General features: G+C 47.5%; 17 protein-coding genes and 1 riboswitch. Of the genes, 15 read left to right on the top strand and 2 right to left on the bottom strand.

All coding sequences use genetic code 11. The features are described from left to right. Positions 1 to 125 precede the first annotated feature (125 nt). Genes SCACP_RS06080 through bioA form a run of 5 tightly spaced genes read left to right on the top strand, consistent with a single transcriptional unit; the run spans position 126 to position 4,675 of the window. Positions 126 to 623 carry a hypothetical protein gene (locus SCACP_RS06080; protein ID WP_425060472.1) on the top strand — a complete coding sequence of 166 codons (498 nt, stop codon included), beginning with the start codon at positions 126 to 128 and terminating at the stop codon, positions 621 to 623. Then, the gene (locus tag SCACP_RS06085; RefSeq protein WP_425060473.1) at positions 607 to 1,392 is read left to right on the top strand and encodes a 6-carboxyhexanoate--CoA ligase; all 786 of its coding nucleotides are present in this window, start codon (positions 607 to 609) and stop codon (positions 1,390 to 1,392) included. The genes SCACP_RS06080 and SCACP_RS06085 overlap by 17 nt, the downstream gene beginning before the upstream one ends. After that, positions 1,376 to 2,542, top strand: a complete 1,167-nt coding sequence (bioF, locus tag SCACP_RS06090) for an 8-amino-7-oxononanoate synthase (RefSeq protein ID WP_425060474.1) — start codon at positions 1,376 to 1,378, stop codon at positions 2,540 to 2,542. The genes SCACP_RS06085 and bioF overlap by 17 nt, the downstream gene beginning before the upstream one ends. 10 nt (positions 2,543 to 2,552) lie before the next feature. After that, positions 2,553 to 3,296 (top strand): dethiobiotin synthase, encoded by a 744-nt coding sequence (gene bioD, locus SCACP_RS06095; protein WP_425060475.1) that lies wholly within the window; start codon positions 2,553 to 2,555, stop codon positions 3,294 to 3,296. Positions 3,297 to 3,307: 11 nt separating this feature from the next. Continuing rightward, positions 3,308 to 4,675 carry an adenosylmethionine--8-amino-7-oxononanoate transaminase gene (gene bioA, locus SCACP_RS06100; RefSeq protein ID WP_425061333.1) on the top strand — a complete coding sequence of 456 codons (1,368 nt, stop codon included), beginning with the start codon at positions 3,308 to 3,310 and terminating at the stop codon, positions 4,673 to 4,675. Positions 4,676 to 4,757: 82 nt separating this feature from the next. Here the strand turns inward: bioA and SCACP_RS06105 are convergent, their stop codons facing one another. Together SCACP_RS06105 and SCACP_RS06110 are read right to left on the bottom strand one after the other, a co-directional pair. After that, positions 4,758 to 5,648: an RluA family pseudouridine synthase gene (locus SCACP_RS06105; protein WP_425060476.1), complete on the bottom strand. Its 891-nt coding sequence runs from the start codon at positions 5,646 to 5,648 to the stop codon at positions 4,758 to 4,760. A 204-nt stretch (positions 5,649 to 5,852) separates the two neighbouring features. Continuing rightward, positions 5,853 to 6,021: riboswitch (M-box (ykoK) riboswitch) on the bottom strand. A 185-nt stretch (positions 6,022 to 6,206) separates the two neighbouring features. Continuing rightward, positions 6,207 to 7,310, bottom strand: coding sequence for a glycerol dehydrogenase (locus SCACP_RS06110; protein WP_425060477.1), 1,104 nt, complete (start codon positions 7,308 to 7,310; stop codon positions 6,207 to 6,209). Positions 7,311 to 8,129: 819 nt separating this feature from the next. Here SCACP_RS06110 and nifJ point away from each other — a divergent pair. The 10 genes from nifJ (at position 8,130) to SCACP_RS06160 (ending at position 21,981) form a co-directional block, all read left to right on the top strand. Next, complete coding sequence (nifJ, locus tag SCACP_RS06115; protein ID WP_425060478.1) at positions 8,130 to 11,672, top strand: pyruvate:ferredoxin (flavodoxin) oxidoreductase; 3,543 nt, start codon at positions 8,130 to 8,132, stop codon at positions 11,670 to 11,672. A gap of 271 nt (positions 11,673 to 11,943) precedes the next feature. Further along, positions 11,944 to 12,591 (top strand): YczE/YyaS/YitT family protein, encoded by a 648-nt coding sequence (locus tag SCACP_RS06120; protein WP_425060479.1) that lies wholly within the window; start codon positions 11,944 to 11,946, stop codon positions 12,589 to 12,591. Between the two features lie 281 nt (positions 12,592 to 12,872). Then, a complete protein-coding gene (locus SCACP_RS06125) occupies positions 12,873 to 14,030 on the top strand; it encodes an ABC transporter substrate-binding protein (RefSeq protein WP_425060480.1) in 1,158 nt (385 codons plus the stop codon). Between the two features lie 92 nt (positions 14,031 to 14,122). Beyond that, positions 14,123 to 14,995, top strand: a complete 873-nt coding sequence (locus SCACP_RS06130; RefSeq protein ID WP_425060481.1) for a branched-chain amino acid ABC transporter permease — start codon at positions 14,123 to 14,125, stop codon at positions 14,993 to 14,995. A gap of 6 nt (positions 14,996 to 15,001) precedes the next feature. Then, positions 15,002 to 15,862 (top strand): branched-chain amino acid ABC transporter permease, encoded by an 861-nt coding sequence (locus tag SCACP_RS06135; protein ID WP_425060482.1) that lies wholly within the window; start codon positions 15,002 to 15,004, stop codon positions 15,860 to 15,862. Continuing rightward, on the top strand, positions 15,862 to 16,641 hold the full coding sequence (locus SCACP_RS06140; RefSeq protein WP_425060483.1) for an ABC transporter ATP-binding protein: 780 nt from the start codon (positions 15,862 to 15,864) through the stop codon (positions 16,639 to 16,641). The genes SCACP_RS06135 and SCACP_RS06140 overlap by 1 nt, the downstream gene beginning before the upstream one ends. After that, a complete protein-coding gene (locus tag SCACP_RS06145) occupies positions 16,628 to 17,335 on the top strand; it encodes an ABC transporter ATP-binding protein (protein WP_425060484.1) in 708 nt (235 codons plus the stop codon). The genes SCACP_RS06140 and SCACP_RS06145 overlap by 14 nt, the downstream gene beginning before the upstream one ends. Positions 17,336 to 17,354: 19 nt before the next feature. Continuing rightward, entirely contained in the window at positions 17,355 to 18,488 is a 1,134-nt protein-coding gene (locus SCACP_RS06150; RefSeq protein ID WP_425060485.1) for a trans-sulfuration enzyme family protein, read from the top strand. A 135-nt stretch (positions 18,489 to 18,623) separates the two neighbouring features. Continuing rightward, positions 18,624 to 20,813, top strand: coding sequence for a DNA topoisomerase III (locus SCACP_RS06155; protein WP_425060486.1), 2,190 nt, complete (start codon positions 18,624 to 18,626; stop codon positions 20,811 to 20,813). A gap of 58 nt (positions 20,814 to 20,871) precedes the next feature. Next, positions 20,872 to 21,981: a glycosyltransferase family 9 protein gene (locus SCACP_RS06160; protein WP_425060487.1), complete on the top strand. Its 1,110-nt coding sequence runs from the start codon at positions 20,872 to 20,874 to the stop codon at positions 21,979 to 21,981. Positions 21,982 to 22,156 lie beyond the last annotated feature (175 nt).

Genomic DNA, 22,156 nt, shown 5'->3' on the forward strand with positions numbered 1-22,156 from the left:
TGGTTAACAAATATATTAAAGGTTAACTATAGAGTGATTGTATGGTTAACATTTGGACGGAGGAATGAAATGACTACTATTGGACTGATTATTAACTGTGTACTAAAGCGGGTTAACGAATAACTATGCAGAACAGAGTTGGCTGGATAACTGAGATTGGTTTGTTGACGGCATTTATAACTATAACCGGTACATTTAAGTTGCCGGGACTGATACCCGGGACAGAGTTTCAACTGTCAGCACCGCTGGCAGTAGCCATATGTGCAGTGTTTGGTTTTGGCAAATATATTATGGCTGGCACGTTGTCCAGCCTTATTGGCCTGATACTTGGTACTCAGTCCCTGCTGAATGTGTTTATTGCCATGGTGTTCCGGGTGGTTGTCGGACTTATTTTGATAACGCTGGGGCGGTCGTGGCCGGTCGTTGTGGCGGCTGGACCTGTAGGTTCAATCATTGCCCGTCTGGCGCTTAGCGGAATAGTGGGTAAAGCGGTGGTCCCGCTGGTGGTGGCAGCAGCGCCGGGGATGGTCTATACGGCTTTGCTGGCCTGGCCGCTGACAACCTTGCTTAAACGGGTGAACGAGCAGAAAGGCAGGGTAATACGCTATGTTGTACAGCGTTAGGATGCGGGCAGCCCAAGGCGGATCCCATGAAGCCGGGGGCAAACATATTTCCGGTGCTGAAAGACTTGTCAGTTATGAACAATTGCGTCCTACCGCGGACGCTATGCTTGAACGGGCGCTGTCACACAGCCGGGGAGCGGCTGATTTTATTAATATCACTATTGAGACAATTTCTATGAGCACAGTACGGGAGATTACGTGTTTGCCTATCAACTCAGTTAACGTTACTGATGCGGCGGCCGGCCGGCAAGCGGCGCAGGCCAAGCTTGTTCAGGCCGGGGTTGACCCGGTGGCGGCAGTCAACGGCATGGAGCAATTGGCCGGTTTGTCCTCCAGCTTGCGGGGGGCCATGCTGGTATGTGCCAAAACAGGCGCCAGGCTTGACAGCACCGGTCAGCGCGGCATCCGGGTGTCCCGGATGGATATTGACGATGAGCAGGCGTATGATGATTGGTTGACCGGCCAGGGGTATTGTAATATTCATATCAGAGAGGCAGTTGTATTGGCCTCTAAGGTTGTGGCAGCACCGGAAGTTGTTGCCGAATTATGTTGGTCGGACGACCCGGAGTATACCGCCGGCTATGTTGCAACGCCGGTTGCCTATACCCGGTTTACCCATCTGAAGCCGTATGGCAGCGAAGTTGGGGGCCGGATTTTTTTTATAAAGGAAAACGCTGATTTAGAAAAACTTGCGGCATATTTGAAATACCAGCCAGTGCTGGTTAAAGTTCCACCGAAGGAGGCCAAATCTGATGCAGTTTCTCGCTGATTTTTTAGACCAGGTAAAGGCAGGTAATCTTTATCGCCAGCCAGTTGTTTACCAACCTATTGGTCCCACACATATACGGCAGGAAGGACGCACTTATTTGCTGTTGGCTTCCAATAATTACCTGGGTCTGACCCATCAACCTGCAGTCCGGCAAGCTGCCGTCGAAGCGATACGCTTGTTCGGAACAGGAGCGGGCGGCGCCAGGCTTACAACCGGAACGCATCCTCTGTTTAAAGAATTGGAATTAGAGCTGGCTAAGTTTAAAGAAACTGAGGCAGCGTTGGTATTTAATACCGGCTATATGGCTAATGTCGGCGTTATTAGCGCCTTGGCCGGGCCGGATGATGTCATTTTCAGCGATGAACTCAATCATGCCAGTATCATTGACGGGTGCCGCCTGGCACGGGCCCGGGTTGCCGTATACCGTCATGCCGATATGAACCACCTGAGTGAATTGTTAACAAGTACCGCCTGTTCAGGTAAAAGATTGATCATTACCGACGGCGTATTCAGCATGGATGGCGATATAGCGCCACTTGACCAAATTGTGACTTTGGCCGAGAGCTATGATGCGATTGTTATTGTTGACGATGCCCATGCTACCGGTGTGATCGGAGCAGGTGGCAAAGGTACGGCTGATTACTTTGGTCTCAAAAACAGAGTGCAGGTACAAATTGGTACCCTCAGCAAGGCCCTCGGGGCTGAAGGTGGCTTTGTGGCCGGGTCGCGACAACTGATCGATTACATAATAAATAAAGCGCGCAGCTTTATTTTTTCCACAGCATTGTCCCCTGCTACCATTGCAGCGGCGCTGGCGGCGCTAAGGGAGTTGACAGCCCGGCCGGAATTGGCCGGTATGTTAAGGGAGAATGCCGATTATGTTAGGACGATGTTGAGGCAAGCTGGTTTACCGGTGTTTGACGGTATTACGCCAATAATCCCGGTAATGGCCGGGGAAGCGAAAAGGGCCGTCAGGCTTACCGCCGAGCTTAAAGAACAGGGCATTATCATTACCGCTATCAAGCCCCCGACAGTGCCGCCGGGCACAAGCCGGCTGCGTCTGACGGTTACCGCCGCCCATGACCGGAGCGAATTAGCGGATGCGGTGACTAAAATTGCTACAGCCGCTAAACGGCTGACTTTAGTGTGAGGTAAGATAAATGGCAAAAGGGATATTTGTTACAGCAACCGATACTGAGATTGGCAAAACATTTATCAGCGGCGCTATTGCAGCAGCGTTAAAAGGGCGCGGGAAAAATACCGGAGTAGTAAAACCGGTAGCTTCCGGCGGAGTGGCAACAGCCGATGGTAAACTGTTATCTGAGGATGCCACTTTTTTAATGTTAGCTGCCGGCATAGCCGAAGAACGGCGCCAGGAGGTTAATCCTGTTTGTCTGGCGCCGGCCTTGACACCGGCGGTAGCAGCCGTTGAAAGCGGCGTTGCTATTGACGTGGACCAGCTAATTACAGCCTGCAGAACAATGATAACTAAATCTGATTTGACACTGGTGGAGGGCGTGGGCGGCATTACGGCGCCTATTTGGCAGGACTACCTGGTTGCTGATATGATTCTTGAACTTCAGTTGCCGGCCATAATTGTTACCAGACCTAATCTGGGGACAATTAATCATACTGTTCTTACAGTCCAATATGCCCGTCAACGGGGCATAAAATTGGGCGGAATCATTATCAACCATTGGGATGCCGAACATGCTTCAGTACTTGAACGCAGCAATCTGGCTTACATAGAGCGACTGACCGCGTTACCTGTCCTCGGCAAATTTCCGTCAGTTCCATCAATCGGTTCGGAGCCGGCAGACATGGCCAGATTGGCGGAACTGGCCGAAAAACATCTGGCAATTGACCAGCTTATCAGTTTGATGGAAGGAGAAGCCCAGTTGTGAATGAAACAGAAATGAAAGATAAACAGTTTGTTTGGCATCCGTTTACCCAGATGAAGGACTGGGTGTCAAGACCGCAAATGGTCATTAGCGCCGCGCAAGGCATAAAACTCATTGACACGGACGGTAACGAATTTTACGACGGGGTTTCTTCATTATGGGTAAATATTCATGGCCACCGGAAAGCCGAAATTGACCAGGCCATTGTTGAGCAACTTGGCAAAGTGGCCCATACCACCATGCTGGGTTTAGCCAATATTCCGGCGTCACAGTTGGCTGAACAGTTGGTCGCAGTTGCGCCGCCTGGCCTGACTAAGGTGTTTTATTCGGATGACGGCTCTACCGCCGTGGAAGTAGCACTCAAAATGGCTTTTCAGTATTGGCAACACAAGGGGAAGACCGGGAAACAAAAATTTATTGCCCTTGAGCAGGCGTACCATGGCGATACTGTGGGAACAGTCAGTGTTGGCGGTATTGATTTGTTCCACCGGGTGTTTAAACCGCTGTTGTTTACGCCAGTACATATTCCGGCGCCGTCTTGCTACCACTGCCGGCTATCCTCAGATCAGGCTGTTTGCGGTATGCAATGCGTAACCGTGCTGGAACAAGTGTTAGCTGAACACCATGAGGAAATAGCCGGTATGGTCATTGAGCCATTAGTACAAGCGGCTGCAGGCATGCTGATGTCTCCTCCGGGCTATCTTGCTAAAATCCGGGAACTTACCAGGAAATATGACGTATTGTTGATTGTCGACGAGGTCGCGACCGGTTTTGGTAGGACAGGAAAAATGTTTGCCTGTGAGCACGAGCAGGTAAGTCCGGATATGATGACGCTCTCCAAAGGGATTACAGGCGGTTACCTGCCACTGGCGGCAACGCTAACAACACAGGCAATATATGACGCTTTTTTAGGAGATTATGCGGATAAGAAAACCTTTTATCATGGTCATTCCTATACCGGTAACCCGCTCGCCTGTGCCGCCGCGTTGGCCAATCTGAAGATATTCCGGGAAGAAAGAGTAATCGAGGGACTTGCCGCCAAGATTGCAGCGGCCGCAGCCAAATTGGAGCAGATCGGCAAGCTTGCCCATGCGGGTGATGTGCGCCAGTGCGGACTGATCGTAGGTATTGAGCTGATGCAAGATAAGGACAGGAAAGCTCCGTATCCCTGGGAACAGGCGGTAGGTGCCCGGGTATGCCTGCAGGCCCGCAAGTACGGACTGATTATTCGCCCGATTGGGGATGTGGTTATTTTTATGCCGCCGCTTGCCAGCACGGTAAAGGAAATTGAAGAAATGTTGGATATTATTCATCGTTCAATTCAAGAGGTCACGGAAAGAACTTTTATTAATAGTGACAGTCTCCAGCCAACTGATCTATAATTTTACAGTTTAAGCAACTAAGGCGTGTACCAGTATCCACAAGGATATGGCCCACGCCTTAGTTGTTCTTGTTCTATGACAGTCAAGATAAAGAATCAATAGCCTGGGAAAAGTCAGCAGGCAGCGGGGCGGTAACTGTTATCTCCCGGTTATCCTCTAGATGCAGGAACCTTACGGCAGCGGCATGCAAAGCTTGCCTGGGCATGTGCGGCGCGCGTACGCCATACATGCCGTCGCCAACGACCGGGTGGCCGAGGTGGGCCAGATGTATACGGATTTGGTGCGTTCTGCCGGTATCCAGCGTTAGTTCCAGCAAGGAAGCATTAGCGAATGTACGGAGAGTCTGATAATGAGTAATCGCCTGCTCACCTTTGGCATTTATTGCCCGCCGGTTGGGGCGGCTGGGGTGGGGACCGATAGGAGCATTAACTGTTCCTGACGGCGGACTAATAATGCCTGTGACTAAGGCCCAATAAGTCCGTTTTAGCGTGCTTATTTTTAATTGTTGTTCCAGGAGAAACTGGCTGCGGGAATCCTTGGCAAAAATCACGCAGCCGGATGTCTCCCGGTCTAGTCTGTGCACGGCGCGAACTGTGATTATCATACCACGCTGCTGTAAATGGTAGGCTAAATAGTTAGCCAGTGTGCCGCAAGTTGTTTGACCGGTAGGGTGAACTAGCTGGTATGCCGGTTTATTTAACACCAGCAGGTAGTCATCTTCATACAGTATTTCGATGGCTCCCGGCTCAGGCCGGACGCCGTAGTCAGCATCCTCAAAAACCAGGACGCGTAAAGTATCTTCCGGTTTTATCTGTTTTTGCAGAAAAACTGTCTTGCCGTTTAAAAAAATACCTTTTTGTCTTGTCAGTTTTTGGATTTTCCGGCCGGAATAGTGTAATATCTGTTTTAAATAATGCTCAACAGTCAAACCGGCATGCTCTTTAGCGACTTTATATGTTTGAAATGATTTCATGTTAGGCCTTCTTTCTTACCACTTTTACTGTTACGGTTATGCTAAAAGTATTGTTTGCCAATCTAAGATAAATAGTACTTTGATAAATAGTACTTTTACCTGAATAATGTTTCCCAGATGCCAGGAACTAAGGTAGCGAACACGCAAAATTGCGGTAAATTAATAGACCTTCCCAAAAAAGGAAGGCCTAAATACTATAAAAGTAACCCTCTCCCAACTCGTTGATTTTTAGCACTACATAACGTAGAGTTGTGTACTCAGCCACATTAGGTAAAACCTTAATTCGGTAGTACCTGCTGACCCATTGGCGTCTATCGACGTTTCCGGGCAGTGGCCTGTGTTTATGCAGGAACCTCACCTAACGGAGAAGTATAATTTACTTCATTATATGCTCCGAAAATCGGCTGCGTCAATATATATAGTATCCAATAAAGATTTACAGGCGTGTTGTTAGTATAAGCGTAAGTCAAGCGCCAGCGGTGGAGCGTTACTAACAACACGCCCAGAAAAAAATCTTTATTGGATTTCATATAGCATAAATTATTTAACGCAAAATGATCATAGTGTTTTTTGTAGATAAGCGTTTCCCAGTGCGTCGGCGGCTAAAATAGCAGCGTATACAGCATCGGGACTAACGGCGAACGGTTCGTTATGGATAGTTTCACCCGGGGCACAGGTGGCTTCGGCTACTTTGCGGATTTTATCAGGTGTTACCTGAGCAACTCCGATTTGTTTCAGTGTGACTGGCAGACCTACAGATAGGCAGAATCTAATGACTTCCTCTATCGTCTTTGTTGTACGGTTTTCCAAAACCAATTGTACGAGTGTGCCAAAGGCTACCTTTTCCCCGTGATACGCATGGTGAGTCTCCTCCAATACTGTTAGGCCATTATGGACGGCATGGGCTGCTGCCAGACCGGAACTTTCAAAGCCAAGACCACTTAATAGTGTGTTGGCTTCTACGACTTTTTCTACCGCTTCAGTCGCAACACACTGGTCTAACGCCAATTTAGCCCGGTATCCGTATTCAAGCAAAATATCGTAACATAGTTTTGCTAAGGTTAGAGCCGCCGAGGTTGATAAACCTCCCGGCAGATTGCCTGCGAAGGCTTTGGCGCAGGCATCAGCCTCAAACCAAGTAGCTAAAGCGTCGCCCATTCCGGATACGAACAATCTTGCGGGAGCTTTGGCAATGATGGCGGTATCCACTAATACCAAATCAGGATTTTTGGGGAGCACCAGATAGGATTCGAAAACTCCTTCCGGGGTATAAATTACAGACAGAGCGCTGCAAGGTGCATCAGTGGCTGCTATGGTCGGAATAATGGCTACCGGTATTTTCGCTGAGTGAGCTACTGCTTTGGCCGTGTCCAGGGCTTTGCCGCCTCCTATACCGACAACAATGTTAATGTCATTCTGCTTTATCACTTCAGCTACTCTTGCAATCTCTTGGTGTGAGCATTCGCCGCCAAAGTACCTAATAATAAATTGTACTTTGTGTTCATTTAAACTAGTCGATAGGGCGTTTTCAATGGCTCCAATACCTCGTTTGCCGCCAAGCACCAAAGCCTTAGTGCCTAAAAGGGAGATATGTTTGCCAACATCAGCAATTGCACCTGCACCTTGTACGTAACGATTAGGGGAAATCATAATTTTGTTCATTAAAAACCCTCCATTATGTTGCCTGTACAGGCTCGTTTATTTCTATGTAGATATATTAATTGTTTTACGGTATTTACCTATATAGAAATTTGTCATCATCCGGTACATTTTTGCTGGAAACAGCATTGGTGTTATTATTCAATTTGTCTAAACTAAAATACTCCCAAACATGGTCCGGGAGTATTTTAGTCAGGAAAAATCTTTCTATTTTCTTGTAATATTTTCTTGAGAAATATCTGGTGCTGCTTTTTTAGTTTTCGTACTTTTCTTAGGGCCGCGGCCGGGTTTCTTATCTCCCATACCCGTCACCTCCAAATAAATTTACGGATTATAATGTCCAGACATTTATCATATTATGCATGGGTTTGTTTCGATGTTTTCATCCTGGCAGGTATTTGCAGCGGTGTTGCTGACCGCGAGATATAGGCAATAAAAAGGCATCAAATGCACCCTAAAGCGCCTGATGCTTAAACCAACTTTTTTTAATAATCAGAATTTAATTATAACATATTTTTGCGGAATTTCAAGCAATATTTTTAATTATTGCCCAATTAAAGGCGAAAAATGAAAAAATTTTACTATTTTAGCACAAAATTTTCATCTTTTTAGCAGGATTAATGGCCTTGCAAAAAGAATTATATAAAAAAACACTACACTTTACTGGCAGAGTTGTGGCGTATCACTACCTTTAGTTCTTAACTAATAGTAGTGGTTTCTTGTTTTTTTCTTTGGTAGTTCATTAGGACTTTGCCAGTATTCATAAGGTTGGCGAAGCCTAATTCTAATATTGCAGAAATATTACAGAAAGAAGGGATCCCTATGGCAAAAATGAAGACTATGGATGGCAACACCGCAGCAGCTCACGTTTCTTACGCGTTTACTGAAGTTGCAGCCATCTACCCCATTACTCCGTCCTCGCCAATGGCTGAGCATGTGGATGAATGGGTTGCGGAAGGGAGAAAAAACATTTTCGGCCAACCTGTAAAAGTGGTTGAAATGCAGTCTGAAGCAGGTGCAGCAGGTGCGGTGCATGGTTCTTTGCAGGCCGGCGCACTGACTACTACATATACGGCATCGCAGGGGTTACTGCTTATGATCCCCAATATGTACAAAATTGCCGGTGAGCTTTTACCTGGTGTATTACATGTAAGTGCCCGGGCAGTCGCCGCAAACTCCCTTAACATTTTTGGTGATCATCAGGACGTAATGGCCGCTAGACAGACAGGCTTTGCTCTGTTAGCCGAAAGCAGTGTCCAGCAGGTTATGGATTTAGGCGCAGTAGCACATTTGGCCGCGATCAAAAGCCGTGTACCGTTTGTAAACTTTTTTGACGGCTTCCGGACTTCCCATGAAGTTCAAAAAATCGAGGTCCTGGAATATGACGATTTAGCTAAACTTGTAGATATGGATGCTGTCGACGCTTTCCGCCGGAGAGCCCTGAATCCGGATCATCCTGCAGTACGCGGTACCGCTCAGAATCCTGATATCTATTTCCAAGAGAGAGAAGTAGCGAATTCTTACTATCAAGCCGTTCCTGCCATTGTTGAAGAATATATGGCTGAAATCAGTAAACTGACCGGCCGGGAATATCACCTTTTTAACTACTATGGTGCTGAAGACGCTGACCGCATGATTATCGCCATGGGTTCAGTCTGTGAAGCTATTGAAGAAACTGTTGACTATCTGAATGCTAACGGCGAAAAAGTTGGACTGTTGACAGTACACTTATACCGTCCGTTCTCATTGGAGCATTTCTTCAAATACATTCCGAAAACTGTCAAGAAGATTGCCGTGCTTGACCGGACCAAAGAGCCTGGCTCTATTGCTGAACCTCTGTATCTTGATGTTGTTAAAGCTTTCTATGGCAAGGAATGGCAGCCTGTTATCGTCGGCGGCCGCTATGGCTTAGGCTCTAAGGATGTTGTTCCTGCCCACATTGTTCCAATCTTTGACAACCTCAAACTCGATCAGCCTAAAGACGGCTTCACTGTTAGCATTGTTGATGATGTTACCCACACTTCACTGCCGGTAGGCCAGGACATCGATACCACGCCCCAAGGTACTACTGCCTGCAAATTCTGGGGCTTGGGCTCTGACGGCACGGTTGGCGCCAATAAGAGCGCTATAAAAATCATCGGCGACCACACCGACATGTATGCACAAGGATATTTTGCCTATGACTCCAAGAAGTCCGGCGGTATTACCGTATCCCACCTGCGTTTTGGCAAAAAGCCTATCAAATCCCCGTATCTTATCAATAAGGCTGATTTTGTTGCCTGCCATAACCAGTCCTATGTTTATAAATACAACGTATTGGATGGTCTCAAACCTGGCGGTACATTCCTCCTGAACTGCATCTGGAATGAGCAAGAACTGGAAGAAAAACTGCCTGCAGCCATGAAACGCTTCATAGCTCAGAACAATATTCAATTCTACACCCTTGATGCTGTGGGTATCGCGCAAGAAATTGGTCTGGGCGGACGCATTAATATGATCATGCAGTCGGCCTTCTTCAAACTGGCTAACATTATTCCTCTTGAAGATGCCATTAAGTATCTCAAGCAGGCTGTTGTAGATTCTTACGGCAACAAAGGACAGAAAATCGTTGACATGAACAACGCTGCTATTGATAAAGGCGTTGACGCTCTTGTAAAAATTAACGTGCCTGCTTCTTGGAAAGATGCTAAAGACGAAGCCGTTGCAGAAGACACTACACCTGAGTTTATCAAGAAAATTCTTGTTCCGATGAACCGCCAGGAAGGAGACAACCTGCCGGTCAGTGCCTTCATTGGCATGGAAGACGGTACCTTTCCGACCGGAACCTCGGCTTACGAAAAACGTGGCATTGCTATTAATGTGCCTGAATGGCAGCTTGATAAATGTATTCAATGCAACCAATGTTCTTATGTCTGCCCGCACGCCGCCATTCGTCCCGTTCTGGTCACTGAAGCCGAACTGGCAGCTGCTCCGGCCGGATTTACCGCCAAATCTGCCAACGGCATCAAAGACTTGAGCTTCCGGATTGCTGTGTCGCCGCTGGATTGCACCGGTTGCGGCAATTGTGCCCAAGTATGTCCGTCTAAAGAAAAAGCGCTCATTATGAAACCGCAAGAAACTCAACATGACCAAATTGCCTTGTGGGACTATGCACTGCAAGTAGCGCCTAAGGCTAATCCCATGAATAAGTTGACCGTCAAAGGCAGTCAGTTTGAACAACCGCTCCTCGAATTTTCAGGCGCTTGCGCCGGTTGCGGCGAAACACCGTATGCCAAACTTGTTACCCAACTGTTCGGTGACCGTATGATGATTGCCAATGCTACCGGCTGTTCCTCCATCTGGGGTGCCAGCGCGCCATCCATGCCATATTGCAAAAACCACCGCGGACAAGGCCCGGCTTGGGCGAACTCGCTGTTTGAAGACAATGCGGAATATGGTCTGGGCATGTATTTCGGCGTAAAACAAGTTCGTAACTCCCTAGCCGCAAAAATTGAAGAAGCGACCAAACTTGACGTCAGTGCCGCTCTCAAAGCCGCTTTCGCAGACTGGCTGGCCAACAAAGACAACGGTAATGGTACCCGCGAACGCGCTGACAAGCTGATTGCCTTGCTGGAAGCTGAAAAAGGCGACAATGCTCTTTTAAACGACATCTACAAGAACCGGGACTTCTTTGTGAAACGTTCGCAATGGATTTTCGGCGGCGACGGCTGGGCTTACGACATTGGTTTCGGCGGCCTTGACCATGTACTGGCCAGCAACGAAGACGTTAACGTGCTGGTATTTGACACCGAAGTGTACTCCAATACCGGCGGTCAGTCTTCCAAAGCCACCCCGACTGCCGCTATTGCCAAATTTGCCGCCAGTGGCAAAACCACCAAGAAAAAAGATCTCGGCATGATTGCCATGAGCTATGGTTACGTCTATGTAGCGCAAATCTGCATGGGTGCCGACAAAGCCCAGACTCTCAAAGCTATTGCCGAAGCCGAAGCATATCCCGGTCCGTCGCTGATTATTGCTTATGCGCCTTGTATCAACCACGGCATCAAGATTGGCATGGGCAACAGTCAGCTTGAAGCCAAGAAAGCCGTTGAGTCAGGCTACTGGGCAATGTATCGTTACAACCCGTTATTGAAAGAAGCAGGACAGAACCCGTTTACCCTGGATTCCAAACAGCCTACTGCTGACTTCAAAGAATTCCTCATGGGTGAAGTCCGTTACTCCTCACTCAAGCAGCAGTTCCCCGAACATGCCGAAAAACTCTTTGAAAAGACTGCCAAAGATGCGGCTGAAAGACTTGATACTTACCGGCGTTTGGCCAAAATGTACGACGAAGCCATTGCACAAGCGGCTGCTACCAAAGGATAAACTTAAATTTATCCTAAGATGAGACCGTCCCAAACTTAGATGACAGTTATCCACTTACCACTTTTGCTCTTAATTTAATATAAAAATGAGTAGTCCGTACCACTTTTAGGTGATACGGACTATTTTTGTGGGCATCACAGACCAGCGCTAACTTTAGTCGCGTAATTTTTACACGGCCCCTTTTTTTATTGACCAATACTGCTTTGAAGGGTTTTTCCTGACGGTAATTTATGATATGCTGTATAGAAATGGTGCCAGAGGAGATGTTTGGATGATAATAAGAATCATCTTTTTATTTTGGGGTATTTTCTTGTTCGGTTTAGGAATTGTGCTGACAGTAAAAAGCAATTTGGGAACAGCGCCGTGGGATGTCCTGCATTTGGGTCTGACTAACTATTTACCCTTAACCATGGGGCAGGTTTCTCAGTTAACAGGAGTTTTCGTTATTATTCTTAGCTGGTTTTTAGGAGTCAAACCCGGTTGGGGTACTATTGCTAACGGATATTTCATCGGCTGCTTTATTGACATAATTATGGCCGGTAACTGGATTCCCACGCCTACTCAATGGCTGGCTCAACTGGTCATGTTGCTTGCCGGTATCTGGATTATTGGGTGGGCCAGCTATTTCTATCTGTCAGCTGCGCTTGGAGCTGGGCCCAGAGACAGTTTTATGGTCGGGGCGATTCAGAAAACCGACTGGCCGGTCTGGAAAGTGAGGACAATTATTGAAACAAGTGTGGCTGCCATTGGCTACTTTCTGGGAGGGCCTGTCGGTATTGGCACGATTATCATTGCCTTCACCCTGGGGCCATCAATCCAGTGGGCTTTTACCATTATGGGAAAACGGGCGCAAGATATTGAACACGATCCTTTGATTTTTTGGAACAAAAAACAATCAGTCAGGGAAAGTACAGAATGAAATAATCATTAAAATGGCGGTAGTTTTTGCAATATCCATTAATCAGAGACTTTTTTTACTAAAATCATAATTTCGTTGACATTGTTGCAAAAATTATGTATTATTTAGAAAAACATGGATGTAATGTTGTAAAATGCTAACGGCAACGAGGCCTATTTAGATGAGCTCTAAATAGGCTTTTCTTGAGATTGCAACACGTTATAAAAGGGTGCGCCGGAGAGGAGGAGAAACTGGCAAAACGCGCGAAATACCACTATATGACTAATTGAGGAGGAATTTACATGAAGATGAAATGGCTGGCATTAATTGTGTTGACAATTTTCACAGCAGTAATTGCCGGTTGTGGAACCTCTGGTGACGCCAATATTATCAAAATCGGCAATGCAGTGGCATTAACCGGCGATAACTCCACCTGGGGGCAAGCTGAAAAAAATGCGCTGGAAATGGAGATTGAAAAAATTAACGCCAAAGGCGGCGTATTAGGTAAAAAGCTTCAGCTTGTGGCTTATGACACCCGGGCTGATGCCACTGAAGGCGTAAACGTAACCAAACGGTTAATCAGTGATAAAGTTGTGGGCATTATCGGTCCTGGCCAGAGCGGTGTGGCTATTGCTATGAGTTCGGTAACCGAGCCGGCGAAGGTGCCGTTTATTGCTACTTCGGCCACTAATCCGAAGGTTACTGTTGATGATAAGACTAATAAGGTTAGAAAATATGCTTTCCGTACGTGTTTCATTGATCCCTTCCAAGGTACAGTGGCAGCCCAGTTTGCCGCCAAAGAACTGAAAGCCAAAACGGCCGCCATTGTTTATGATGTAGGTTCTGATTATTCAGCTTGGTTAGGCAAATATTTTATTGCTGAATTTGAAAAACAAGGCGGTAAGATTGTCGCTAACGAAGCCTTCCGTTCAGGCGAACTTGATTACCGTGCTATATTAGGCAAAATTAAAGGAACTAATCCGGACGTAATCTTTATCCCGACAATGCAGAAAGAAGCTGCGCTGGTCATGAAACAGGCTGCCGACCTTGGTATTAAAACTAAGTTTGTCGGTGGTGACGGTTGGGGCAGCCCGGATTTAATCACGCTGGGTGGTTCAGCCGTTGAAGGGTCTTATTTCGTTAACCTGGCCAGCATGGATGACCCCGATATCCAAACCTTTATTAAAGAATATCAGGCCAAATATAAGGCTGATCCGATTATGCCTAATCCGGTAATGGCTATTGACGCTTTATATGCTTTAATTGACGCCATGACCAAAACTAACAGCACCGATCCGGCCAAAATAGCCGAGCAACTTGAAAAAACTAAGGATCTCCAGGTGTTGAGCGGTAAGCTGACCATTGACCCCAATACCCATGACCCATTAAATAAGCCGGCCATCATTCAGGAAGTAAAAGACGGCAAGTTTGTGTTTAAGTCCAAGTTTGTCACTCAGTAACGACCGTGTAGGACGGCGCGGGATTTTTTAAATCCTCCGCCGTCTTTATCGTTAGCCTAAGGATCACTTATATCACTAAGGAGATGGCGCTGATGTTTATTCAAACGCTGGTTACCGGCCTAGCTATTGGCGGCATATATGCATTGATGGCAGTTGGCTACTCCCTGGTATTCAGTATTTTAAATTTTAGTAATTTTGCTTATGGTTCTATTATTATGTTAGGAGCATATATTGGCTATTTTTCATTAATGAAAATGGGCGTGCCGGTATATGGGGCCATCATTGCCTCGATTATTGGCGCGGCATTTTTATGTTTATTAAATGAGCGGCTGGCCTACAGTACGCTAAGGAAACGTAATGCTTCATCACTGTATTTCATGATAAGCGCCATGGGCACCTCGATTTTTTTGGAAAACTTGGTATATGCTACAATTGGTTCAAGATTTTATGCCTTTCCTGAAGTTCTCACCCAGCAGAATATTAGCTTCGGCGGGGTATCAATCGGCTTGCTGGACGTATTTGCCATAGTGTTTTCTTTTACGGCAATCTATGCCTTACATTATTTTTTGCAAAACAGCAGGACAGGTATCGCGATTAGAGCCGCCTCTTATGATATGCAGGTCAGCCAGTTAAACGGCGTTAATATCAGTAAAACGATTGGCTGGGTATTCCTTTTGGCCGGAGCGTTAGCCGGTATTTCCGGCATGTTTTTGGGGATGAAATACATGGTCTATCCGACCATGGGCTGGATCACCAATAAGGCTTATATCGCCGCTGTAATCGGCGGACTGGGCAGTCTGCCGGGAGCGGTAGTAGGAGGCCTCTTGCTCGGAGTACTGGAAACATTTGTTTCAGCGTATGTGTCTTCCGTTGTCCGTGATGTTTTCAGCTTTTCGCTACTGGTCATTTTGTTATTGGTGCTGCCGACAGGCCTATTCGGCAAATTTCTTGAGGAAAAGGTATGACAGACTATGGCAGAATATATTACCGGAGTTATAACTTTTAGTCTAATTTATGTCATTGCCACCGTCGGCTTGGCGGTTTTTACCGGGTTTACCGGTTTGTTTTCGCTCGGTCATGCCGCTTTTTTCGCTATAGGCGCATATACGGCAAGCATACTGAGTTATTTTTATGATGTTAACTTTTATCTGGCGCTGGCTGCTGGTACGGCTATGGCAGCATTAGTTGGCGCGATCATCGGGTATCCCACGCTCAAGGCCAAACTGCGCAGCGACTATTTTGCTATAGCTACGCTCGGGTTTGGTGAAGCGGTGCGGGTGCTTCTGGAAAACCTGGATATCACGCAAGGGGCGCGCGGCTTGCCGGGCATTCCCAATGAAACGACATTAACGGTGGTTGTAGTTACTACAATCCTGGTTATCTGGATAGCCCGGAATTTTGTCAACTCCCGTTATGGACGAGCTGCTATTGCTGTACGGGAAGATTTTGTCGCTGCCGAGATGATGGGAATAAACCTGTTTCAGGTGCGGATACGGTCGCTGGTGTTTAGTGCCATGACTGCAGGGTTGGCCGGAGGATTATTTGCTCATTATGTTTGTTTCATTCAGCCAGGCATGTTTACTGCTTACTTGTCCACTCAATTGACTGCCAGCGTTGTCGCCGGCGGTATGGGCAGCATCACCGGGCCGGTGGTGGCGGCGGTACTGTTTGTCGCCATTCCGGAAGCATTACGAGTGGCCAGCATGTGGCGGCTGGTGGCCTACGGGTTCTTGTTAGTAGCCATTATGATATTCAGGCCGCAAGGACTGTTCGGCTTTAAAGAAATCTCCTGGAACGATTTTCGCCGGTTGTTCAAAAAGGGGGGAGCATAATGGATATTCTGGAATTAAAAGCAGTAACTAAGGCATTTGGCGGCATAATGGCCTGTAAAGACGTAAGTTTCAGCATTAAACCAGGACAAATACTGGGATTAATTGGGCCTAACGGGGCCGGAAAAACGACTATGTTTAACCTGATAACCGGCGTATATACCCCTACCAGTGGCAGCATATTATTTCAAGGCCAAGAGATTGCCGGTGAACGGCCTGATCAAGTGGTGGCCAAAGGCATCGCCCGTACTTTTCAAAATATCCGTTTATTCCGCAATCTGTCGGTTCTTGACAATGTTTGCATTGCCGTTGATAAGCATGTGAACTATTCATTCGGTGCAGCTTTATTCAGGTTGCCTAATGTACTGAAGTGTGAAAAAGAAGTGCGCCGGCAAGCTATGGAATATTTGGAGGAAGTGGGGTTAGCCGATAAAGCGGCAGCGCGGGCCGACAGCTTGCCGTACGGGCTGCAGCGCAAACTGGAGATTGCCCGGGCGTTGGCCTTAAAGCCCAAATTGCTGCTCTTGGACGAACCGGCAGCCGGCATGAACCCGGAGGAGTCACTTGATTTGGCTAAACTGGTGCGCCGCATTCACGGCCGGTATAGTGTTACTATTTTGCTGATCGAACATCATATGGATGTTGTTATGGAGCTATGTGATAACATTTTTGTCCTGAACTTCGGCCTAAAGCTGGCTGAGGGAACGGCTGAGGATATTCAGAACAATCCCGATGTGCTTAAGGCCTATCTCGGGGAGGGATATAAACGTGTTAGAAGTTAGCAATCTTAATGTAAAATATGGTCAGATCCATGCTCTCCGTGATGTAAGTCTTACGGTGGCTGCCGGACGTATTGTCGCCGTTATCGGCGCTAACGGCGCCGGTAAATCTACGTTAATGATGACATTGGCCGGGTTGCTTCAGCCGGCAAGCGGTACGATTATTTATGAAGGCCGCCCGCTATCCGGCAAAGCGTACGAAGTAGTAGGACAAGGGGTTTGCCTGGTGCCGGAGAGGCGTCGTTTGTACGCCAATCTTACCGTAAAAGAAAATCTATTGATGGGTGCTTTTTTGCGCAAAGACAAGGCCGGTATCCTGGCTGATTTGGAAAAAATGTACCAACTATTCCCCATTATTAAAGAACGTCTTAAGCAATATGCGGGTACTTTAAGCGGCGGGGAACAGCAAATGGTGGCTATTGCCAGAGGCCTGATGTCGCGCCCCCGGCTGCTGCTGTTGGATGAGCCGTCGTTGGGGCTGGCGCCGCTGATGGTGGCCAATATGTTTGAGGTTATCAAAGGTATCCGGGAGCAGGGAACAACGATATTGCTGGCCGAGCAGAATGCTTTTGAAGCACTGGAAATGGCTGATGATGCTTTCGTGTTGGAAACCGGCCAGGTCATTTTAGCCGGCGCCGGCAGAGACTTGATTGCCAACCCGCTGGTGCAAAAAGCTTATTTGGGTATCAAACACTGACGATTAGGGAGGAAAACGCATGCGTTTAGATACATTACTGATTCACGGCGACGAAGGAGACCTTAATACCGGGGCGGCCAGCACGCCTATTTACCAGGCTTCGACCTTCCGCCAGCATACTGTCGGGCAAGAAGGCGGCTACCAGTATTCCCGGGGAAATAATCCGACAAGACATGCTTTGGAAAAACAGATGGCCCTCCTGGAAGGCGGCTGCCGGGGCTTTGCTTTTGGCTCAGGCATGGCAGCGGCTACGGCAGTATTTAACTTATTCAGTGCCGGTGACCATATCGTGGCCAGCCGTAACCTGTATGGCGGGACTTCCCGGGTACTTGACAGGGTGTTCAGCCGGTTTGGACTTACCGTGACGTACGTAGATTTTTGCCATATCGCTGATATCGCCGCCGCCATTACTCCGGCTACTAAAGCTTTGGTCATTGAAACACCTTCCAATCCGACCTTGATGGTTACTAATATCAGGGCTGTTGTCGCCCTGGCTAAGGAACGCGGTCTTTTAACTGTGGCTGACAATACCTTTATGTCGCCGTACTTACAACGACCGCTGGAACTGGGAGTGGATATTGTTGTTCACAGTGCGACCAAGTTTATCGGTGGCCATAGTGACGTGTTGGCCGGCATTGTCGTGGTCAAGGACAGCAAATTGGCCGAAGATTTGCATTTTGTGCAAAACTCTACCGGCGGCGTTTTAGGGCCGTTTGATTCCTGGCTGTTATTGCGCGGGTTAAAAACCTTGGGACTGCGTATGGACAGGCAGTCCCAAAACGCCGGGGTATTGGCGGCGTGGCTGCGCAGCAGGCCGGAGGTTCAGAAAGTATATTACCTTGGCTTTGCAGACCACCCCGGTTATGAATTGCATAAAAGCCAAGCAGCCGGCACCGGCAATGTTATCTCCTTTGACGTTGGGGACGGTACTTTTGCCCGCAGTATTTTAAGTAAGCTCAAAATGTGTATGCTGGCTGACAGCCTTGGCGGTGTTGAAACCATGGTAAACCTGCCTGATGTCATGTCTCACGGCTCGGTGCCGCCGGAACGGAAACTGCGTATGGGCATTACCCCCAGTCTTATCCGTTTGTCAGTAGGTATTGAGGACCCGGTTGATATTATTGCTGATTTGGAACAGGCAATGAGACGGTAATCTGTTACTAAGCCAGTATTGAAGTGAATATGACAAGCTGCCAGTGGAGATTTTCCCGGCAGCTTTTAGTTTGTCTTGATATCTGGCAAATAGAGGGTATAATATTACCTGTATCTATTTTAGCGAGGTAGTTTCATGAGTAAAACATTAGTATTAGCCGAAAAGCCGTCTGTCGGCCGGGATTTAGCCAGAGTCTTACATTGCAATACTAAAGGCAACGGGTATTTTGAAGGACCAAAATATGTCGTCACTTGGGCGTTAGGCCATCTGGTGACGCTGGCCGACCCTGAGGTTTATGATGAAAAATATAAGGCATGGCGGCTGGAAGACCTGCCTATGCTGCCGGCGCAGCTCAAGCTTGTCGTCATCAAGCAAACCGGCAAACAGTTTAATATTGTTAAAGAACAACTAACCCGGAAAGATATTGGCGAAGTTGTTATCGCTACTGACGCCGGACGGGAAGGTGAGCTTGTCGCCCGATGGATATTGGAAAAAGCCCATGTAACCAAGCCGGTTAAGCGTCTATGGATTTCTTCGGTAACTGATAAGGCGATAAAAGATGGTTTTAATAATCTAAGGCCGGGCAAAGACTACGAAAACCTGTACGCCTCGGCGGTAGCCAGAGCTGAGGCCGACTGGCTGGTGGGCATCAATGCCACGCGGGCGCTGACCACTAAATATAATGCCCAGCTGTCCTGTGGCCGCGTTCAGACCCCGACGCTGGCGATCATTGCCGCCCGGGAAGCCGAGATAAAAAACTTTCAGCCTAGACCTTATTACGGTATTACGGCTGTGGCCGAACGCCTGAAGCTAACCTGGCAGGACGCCAAAACCAAAGATACCAAAACGTTTGACAAAGTTGTCTGCGACAAGATTATTGCGTCAATAACCGGGAAGCAGGCTGAGGTTATTGATGTGCACAAAGTTCATAAAAAAAGCTTTGCGCCGGCGCTGTATGACTTGACTGAACTGCAGCGGGACGCTAACAGGATTTTTGGATTTTCGGCCAAAGAAACTCTGTCAGTAATGCAGAAGCTGTATGAAGGGTATAAAGTACTGACCTATCCGCGCACCGATTCCCGGTATATTTCTACAGATATAGTTGATACTTTGAATGAGCGGGTTAAAGCCTGCGATACCGGTCTTTACTCCAAACAAATCTTGAAAATATTAAAAAAACCGATAAAACCTAATAGTCATTTTGTTGATAACAGTAAAGTTTCTGACCATCATGCCATCATTCCTACCGAGCAGCCGGCAGTCTTAAGTTCATTTACAGACAAGGAACGAAAAATATATGATTTGGTTGTTAAGCGCTTTCTGGCAGTACTGTGTCCACCATTTGAGTATGAACAGACCACGGTAACAGTCCGCATCGGTCATGAACTGTTTGTTGCCAAGGGCAAGACAATCAATGTCCTTGGCTGGAAAGAACTTTACAGTACCAGTTTTGAGGAGGAAGAGTCTGAGGATATTGCCGAACAATTGCTGCCCACTCTGAATAAGGGCGACATAGTAAACATATCCAGTATTTACATGTCTAAAGGCGAGACCAAGCCGCCAGCTCCGTTTAACGAAGCCAGCCTGCTGTCAGCTATGGAAAATCCAGTGAAGTATATGGCAGGAGAAAGCCAAACTCTAAAAAAGGTAATTGGTGAAACCGGCGGCCTGGGAACGGTAGCCACCCGGGCCGATATTATTGAGAAACTGTTTAGCAGTTTTGTTATTGAAAAGAAGGGGAAAGATATTTTTGTAACTTCCAAAGGTAAGCAGCTGTTGGAACTGGCGCCCGAAGACTTGAGGTCACCGGCCTTGACGGCCGGGTGGGAACAGAAGCTTGCTGCAATCGCCAAAGGGCGGCTGAATAAACAGTCGTTTATTGCCGAAATAAAAGACTACACCAAAGAAATTATTACCGAAATCAAAAACAGTCAAGAGCAGTTTCGGCATGATAATATCACGCGTACCCGGTGTCCCGAATGCGGCAAATACCTGCTTGAGGTCAACAGCAAGAGAGGCAAAGCGCTGGTCTGCCAGGACCGAGAGTGCGGCTACCGGAAGAATGTTGCCCAAGTCACCAACGCCCGGTGTCCGAACTGTCACAAGAAGCTTGAATTGCGCGGTGAGGGCGAAGCAAGGACATTTGTGTGCGTCTGCGGCTATAGGGAAAAACTGACGGCGTTTACTGAACGCAGGAAAGAAGAGAGCGCCAGCAAGGTTTCCAAGGAGGAAGTGGCCAAGTATCTAAAAACTCAGCAAACCACAGGCGGCGAGCCGTTTAACACCGCGCTGGCTGACGCGCTGGCCAAGCTAAAACTCAAATAAACTCTTAGAGCTGTTGAACCGCTTTAACAGGATGGAAGCAGGAGATGGATTCCGGTAAATGAGTAAGGGCGGTAGTTTGATGGACAAAGAAATACTGATAATCAGACTAAGCTCGGTAGGCGATGTCATGCATTGCACACCTGTAGCTGGATCGCTTAAAGCCGCTTGGCCCGAATGTAAAATTACCTGGCTTGTCGGTGAGGTTTGTGCTGACCTTATTAAATACAATCCTAACGTGGATGAGAGTATCGTCTGGTCGCGGGAACGTTTTGAAAAACACCTTCGTGCCTGCGAATTTCGTGAGGCATTAACGATGTGGCGGAGCTTAAAGGAAGTGTTGGCCGCAAGAAGTTTCTATGCAGTGCTTGATATCCACGGTCTCTTCCTCACCGGGATGATCGCCAGGTTGGCCAGAACTTGCCGGCGTATCGGCATGAGTAATGCGAGAGAACTAAACCCGTTGTTTATGACAGAGACGGCGAAACCTGCCGGCCAGCATATCATTGACAGGTATCTAAGTGTATTAGAACCACTTGGTATAACTCCTACACAGCGTAAAATGACCCTTGTCGTGCCGGCGGAAGCGCAACAGTTTGCCGGGGACTTTCTAAGAAATAAGGGCGTTTTTCCTAATGAAAGGGTTGCCGTACTAGTACCAGGAACGACTTGGCCGGCCAAAAACTGGCCTCCTGAATTCTTCGCGGCAACGGCAAAACTTCTGGCCAAAGATTTTAAAATAGTTTTATGCGGTGGCCGGGCTGAAGCCGATTTGGGGCGGGAAACCCAAGCCAGAGCGGGTGTACCGGTGGTAAACGCCATTGGCCGAACTGGTTTACTCGAGTTGGCCGGCATCATCGAACAGGCTTCGGTGGTGGTGGCCGGTGATACGGGGCCGCTGCATATGGCTGCTGCACTTGGTGTCCCGACAGTAGCGATATTCGGGCCGACCAATCCGGCAACATATGCGCCGCCAGGGAAACAAAACTCCGTTCTGGTTAACCGGTTCTCCTGCTCTTTCTGCCATAAATACCGGTGTCCGACGGGTAAAGCAGAGTGCATGAGCAGCGTGTTGCCGGAACAGGTAGTCGAGCAAGTTTATAATGTTGCCCGGCAAAAATATCTAAAAACATATTGTCTGGTTCATAATTTACCAGGTAGGGGTAAATAAAAGTAGCTTCCGGCTATAATTAATACTTTGCCGTTGACTTACAACATTCTGTAACCTGCAAAGATTACAGAGTGTTGTAATTTTTATTTTAAAAGTTGGTTTTTTGTGGTAGACAATAAAAGTACTATGCAATATAATTAAAATTGTATTTAAAATGCCGGTTTAATAGTAATAA

It is taken from the genome of Sporomusaceae bacterium ACPt, assembly GCA_041428575.1.
GTDB lineage: Bacteria > Bacillota > Negativicutes > Sporomusales > Sporomusaceae > Sporomusa_D > Sporomusa_D carbonis.

What these genes read in the sequence shown, in the direction of transcription:
- SCACP_RS06080 (WP_425060472.1), top strand. Translation starts at nt 126, where the DNA reads ATGCAGAACAGAGTTGGCTGGATAACTGAGATTGGTTTGTTGACGGCA.
- SCACP_RS06085 (WP_425060473.1), top strand. Translation starts at nt 607, where the DNA reads ATGTTGTACAGCGTTAGGATGCGGGCAGCCCAAGGCGGATCCCATGAA.
- bioF (WP_425060474.1), top strand. Translation starts at nt 1,376, where the DNA reads ATGCAGTTTCTCGCTGATTTTTTAGACCAGGTAAAGGCAGGTAATCTT.
- bioD (WP_425060475.1), top strand. Translation starts at nt 2,553, where the DNA reads ATGGCAAAAGGGATATTTGTTACAGCAACCGATACTGAGATTGGCAAA.
- bioA (WP_425061333.1), top strand. Translation starts at nt 3,308, where the DNA reads ATGAAAGATAAACAGTTTGTTTGGCATCCGTTTACCCAGATGAAGGAC.
- SCACP_RS06105 (WP_425060476.1), bottom strand. Translation starts at nt 5,648, where the DNA reads ATGAAATCATTTCAAACATATAAAGTCGCTAAAGAGCATGCCGGTTTG.
- SCACP_RS06110 (WP_425060477.1), bottom strand. Translation starts at nt 7,310, where the DNA reads ATGAACAAAATTATGATTTCCCCTAATCGTTACGTACAAGGTGCAGGT.
- nifJ (WP_425060478.1), top strand. Translation starts at nt 8,130, where the DNA reads ATGGCAAAAATGAAGACTATGGATGGCAACACCGCAGCAGCTCACGTT.
- SCACP_RS06120 (WP_425060479.1), top strand. Translation starts at nt 11,944, where the DNA reads ATGATAATAAGAATCATCTTTTTATTTTGGGGTATTTTCTTGTTCGGT.
- SCACP_RS06125 (WP_425060480.1), top strand. Translation starts at nt 12,873, where the DNA reads ATGAAGATGAAATGGCTGGCATTAATTGTGTTGACAATTTTCACAGCA.
- SCACP_RS06130 (WP_425060481.1), top strand. Translation starts at nt 14,123, where the DNA reads ATGTTTATTCAAACGCTGGTTACCGGCCTAGCTATTGGCGGCATATAT.
- SCACP_RS06135 (WP_425060482.1), top strand. Translation starts at nt 15,002, where the DNA reads ATGGCAGAATATATTACCGGAGTTATAACTTTTAGTCTAATTTATGTC.
- SCACP_RS06140 (WP_425060483.1), top strand. Translation starts at nt 15,862, where the DNA reads ATGGATATTCTGGAATTAAAAGCAGTAACTAAGGCATTTGGCGGCATA.
- SCACP_RS06150 (WP_425060485.1), top strand. Translation starts at nt 17,355, where the DNA reads ATGCGTTTAGATACATTACTGATTCACGGCGACGAAGGAGACCTTAAT.
- SCACP_RS06155 (WP_425060486.1), top strand. Translation starts at nt 18,624, where the DNA reads ATGAGTAAAACATTAGTATTAGCCGAAAAGCCGTCTGTCGGCCGGGAT.
- SCACP_RS06160 (WP_425060487.1), top strand. Translation starts at nt 20,872, where the DNA reads ATGAGTAAGGGCGGTAGTTTGATGGACAAAGAAATACTGATAATCAGA.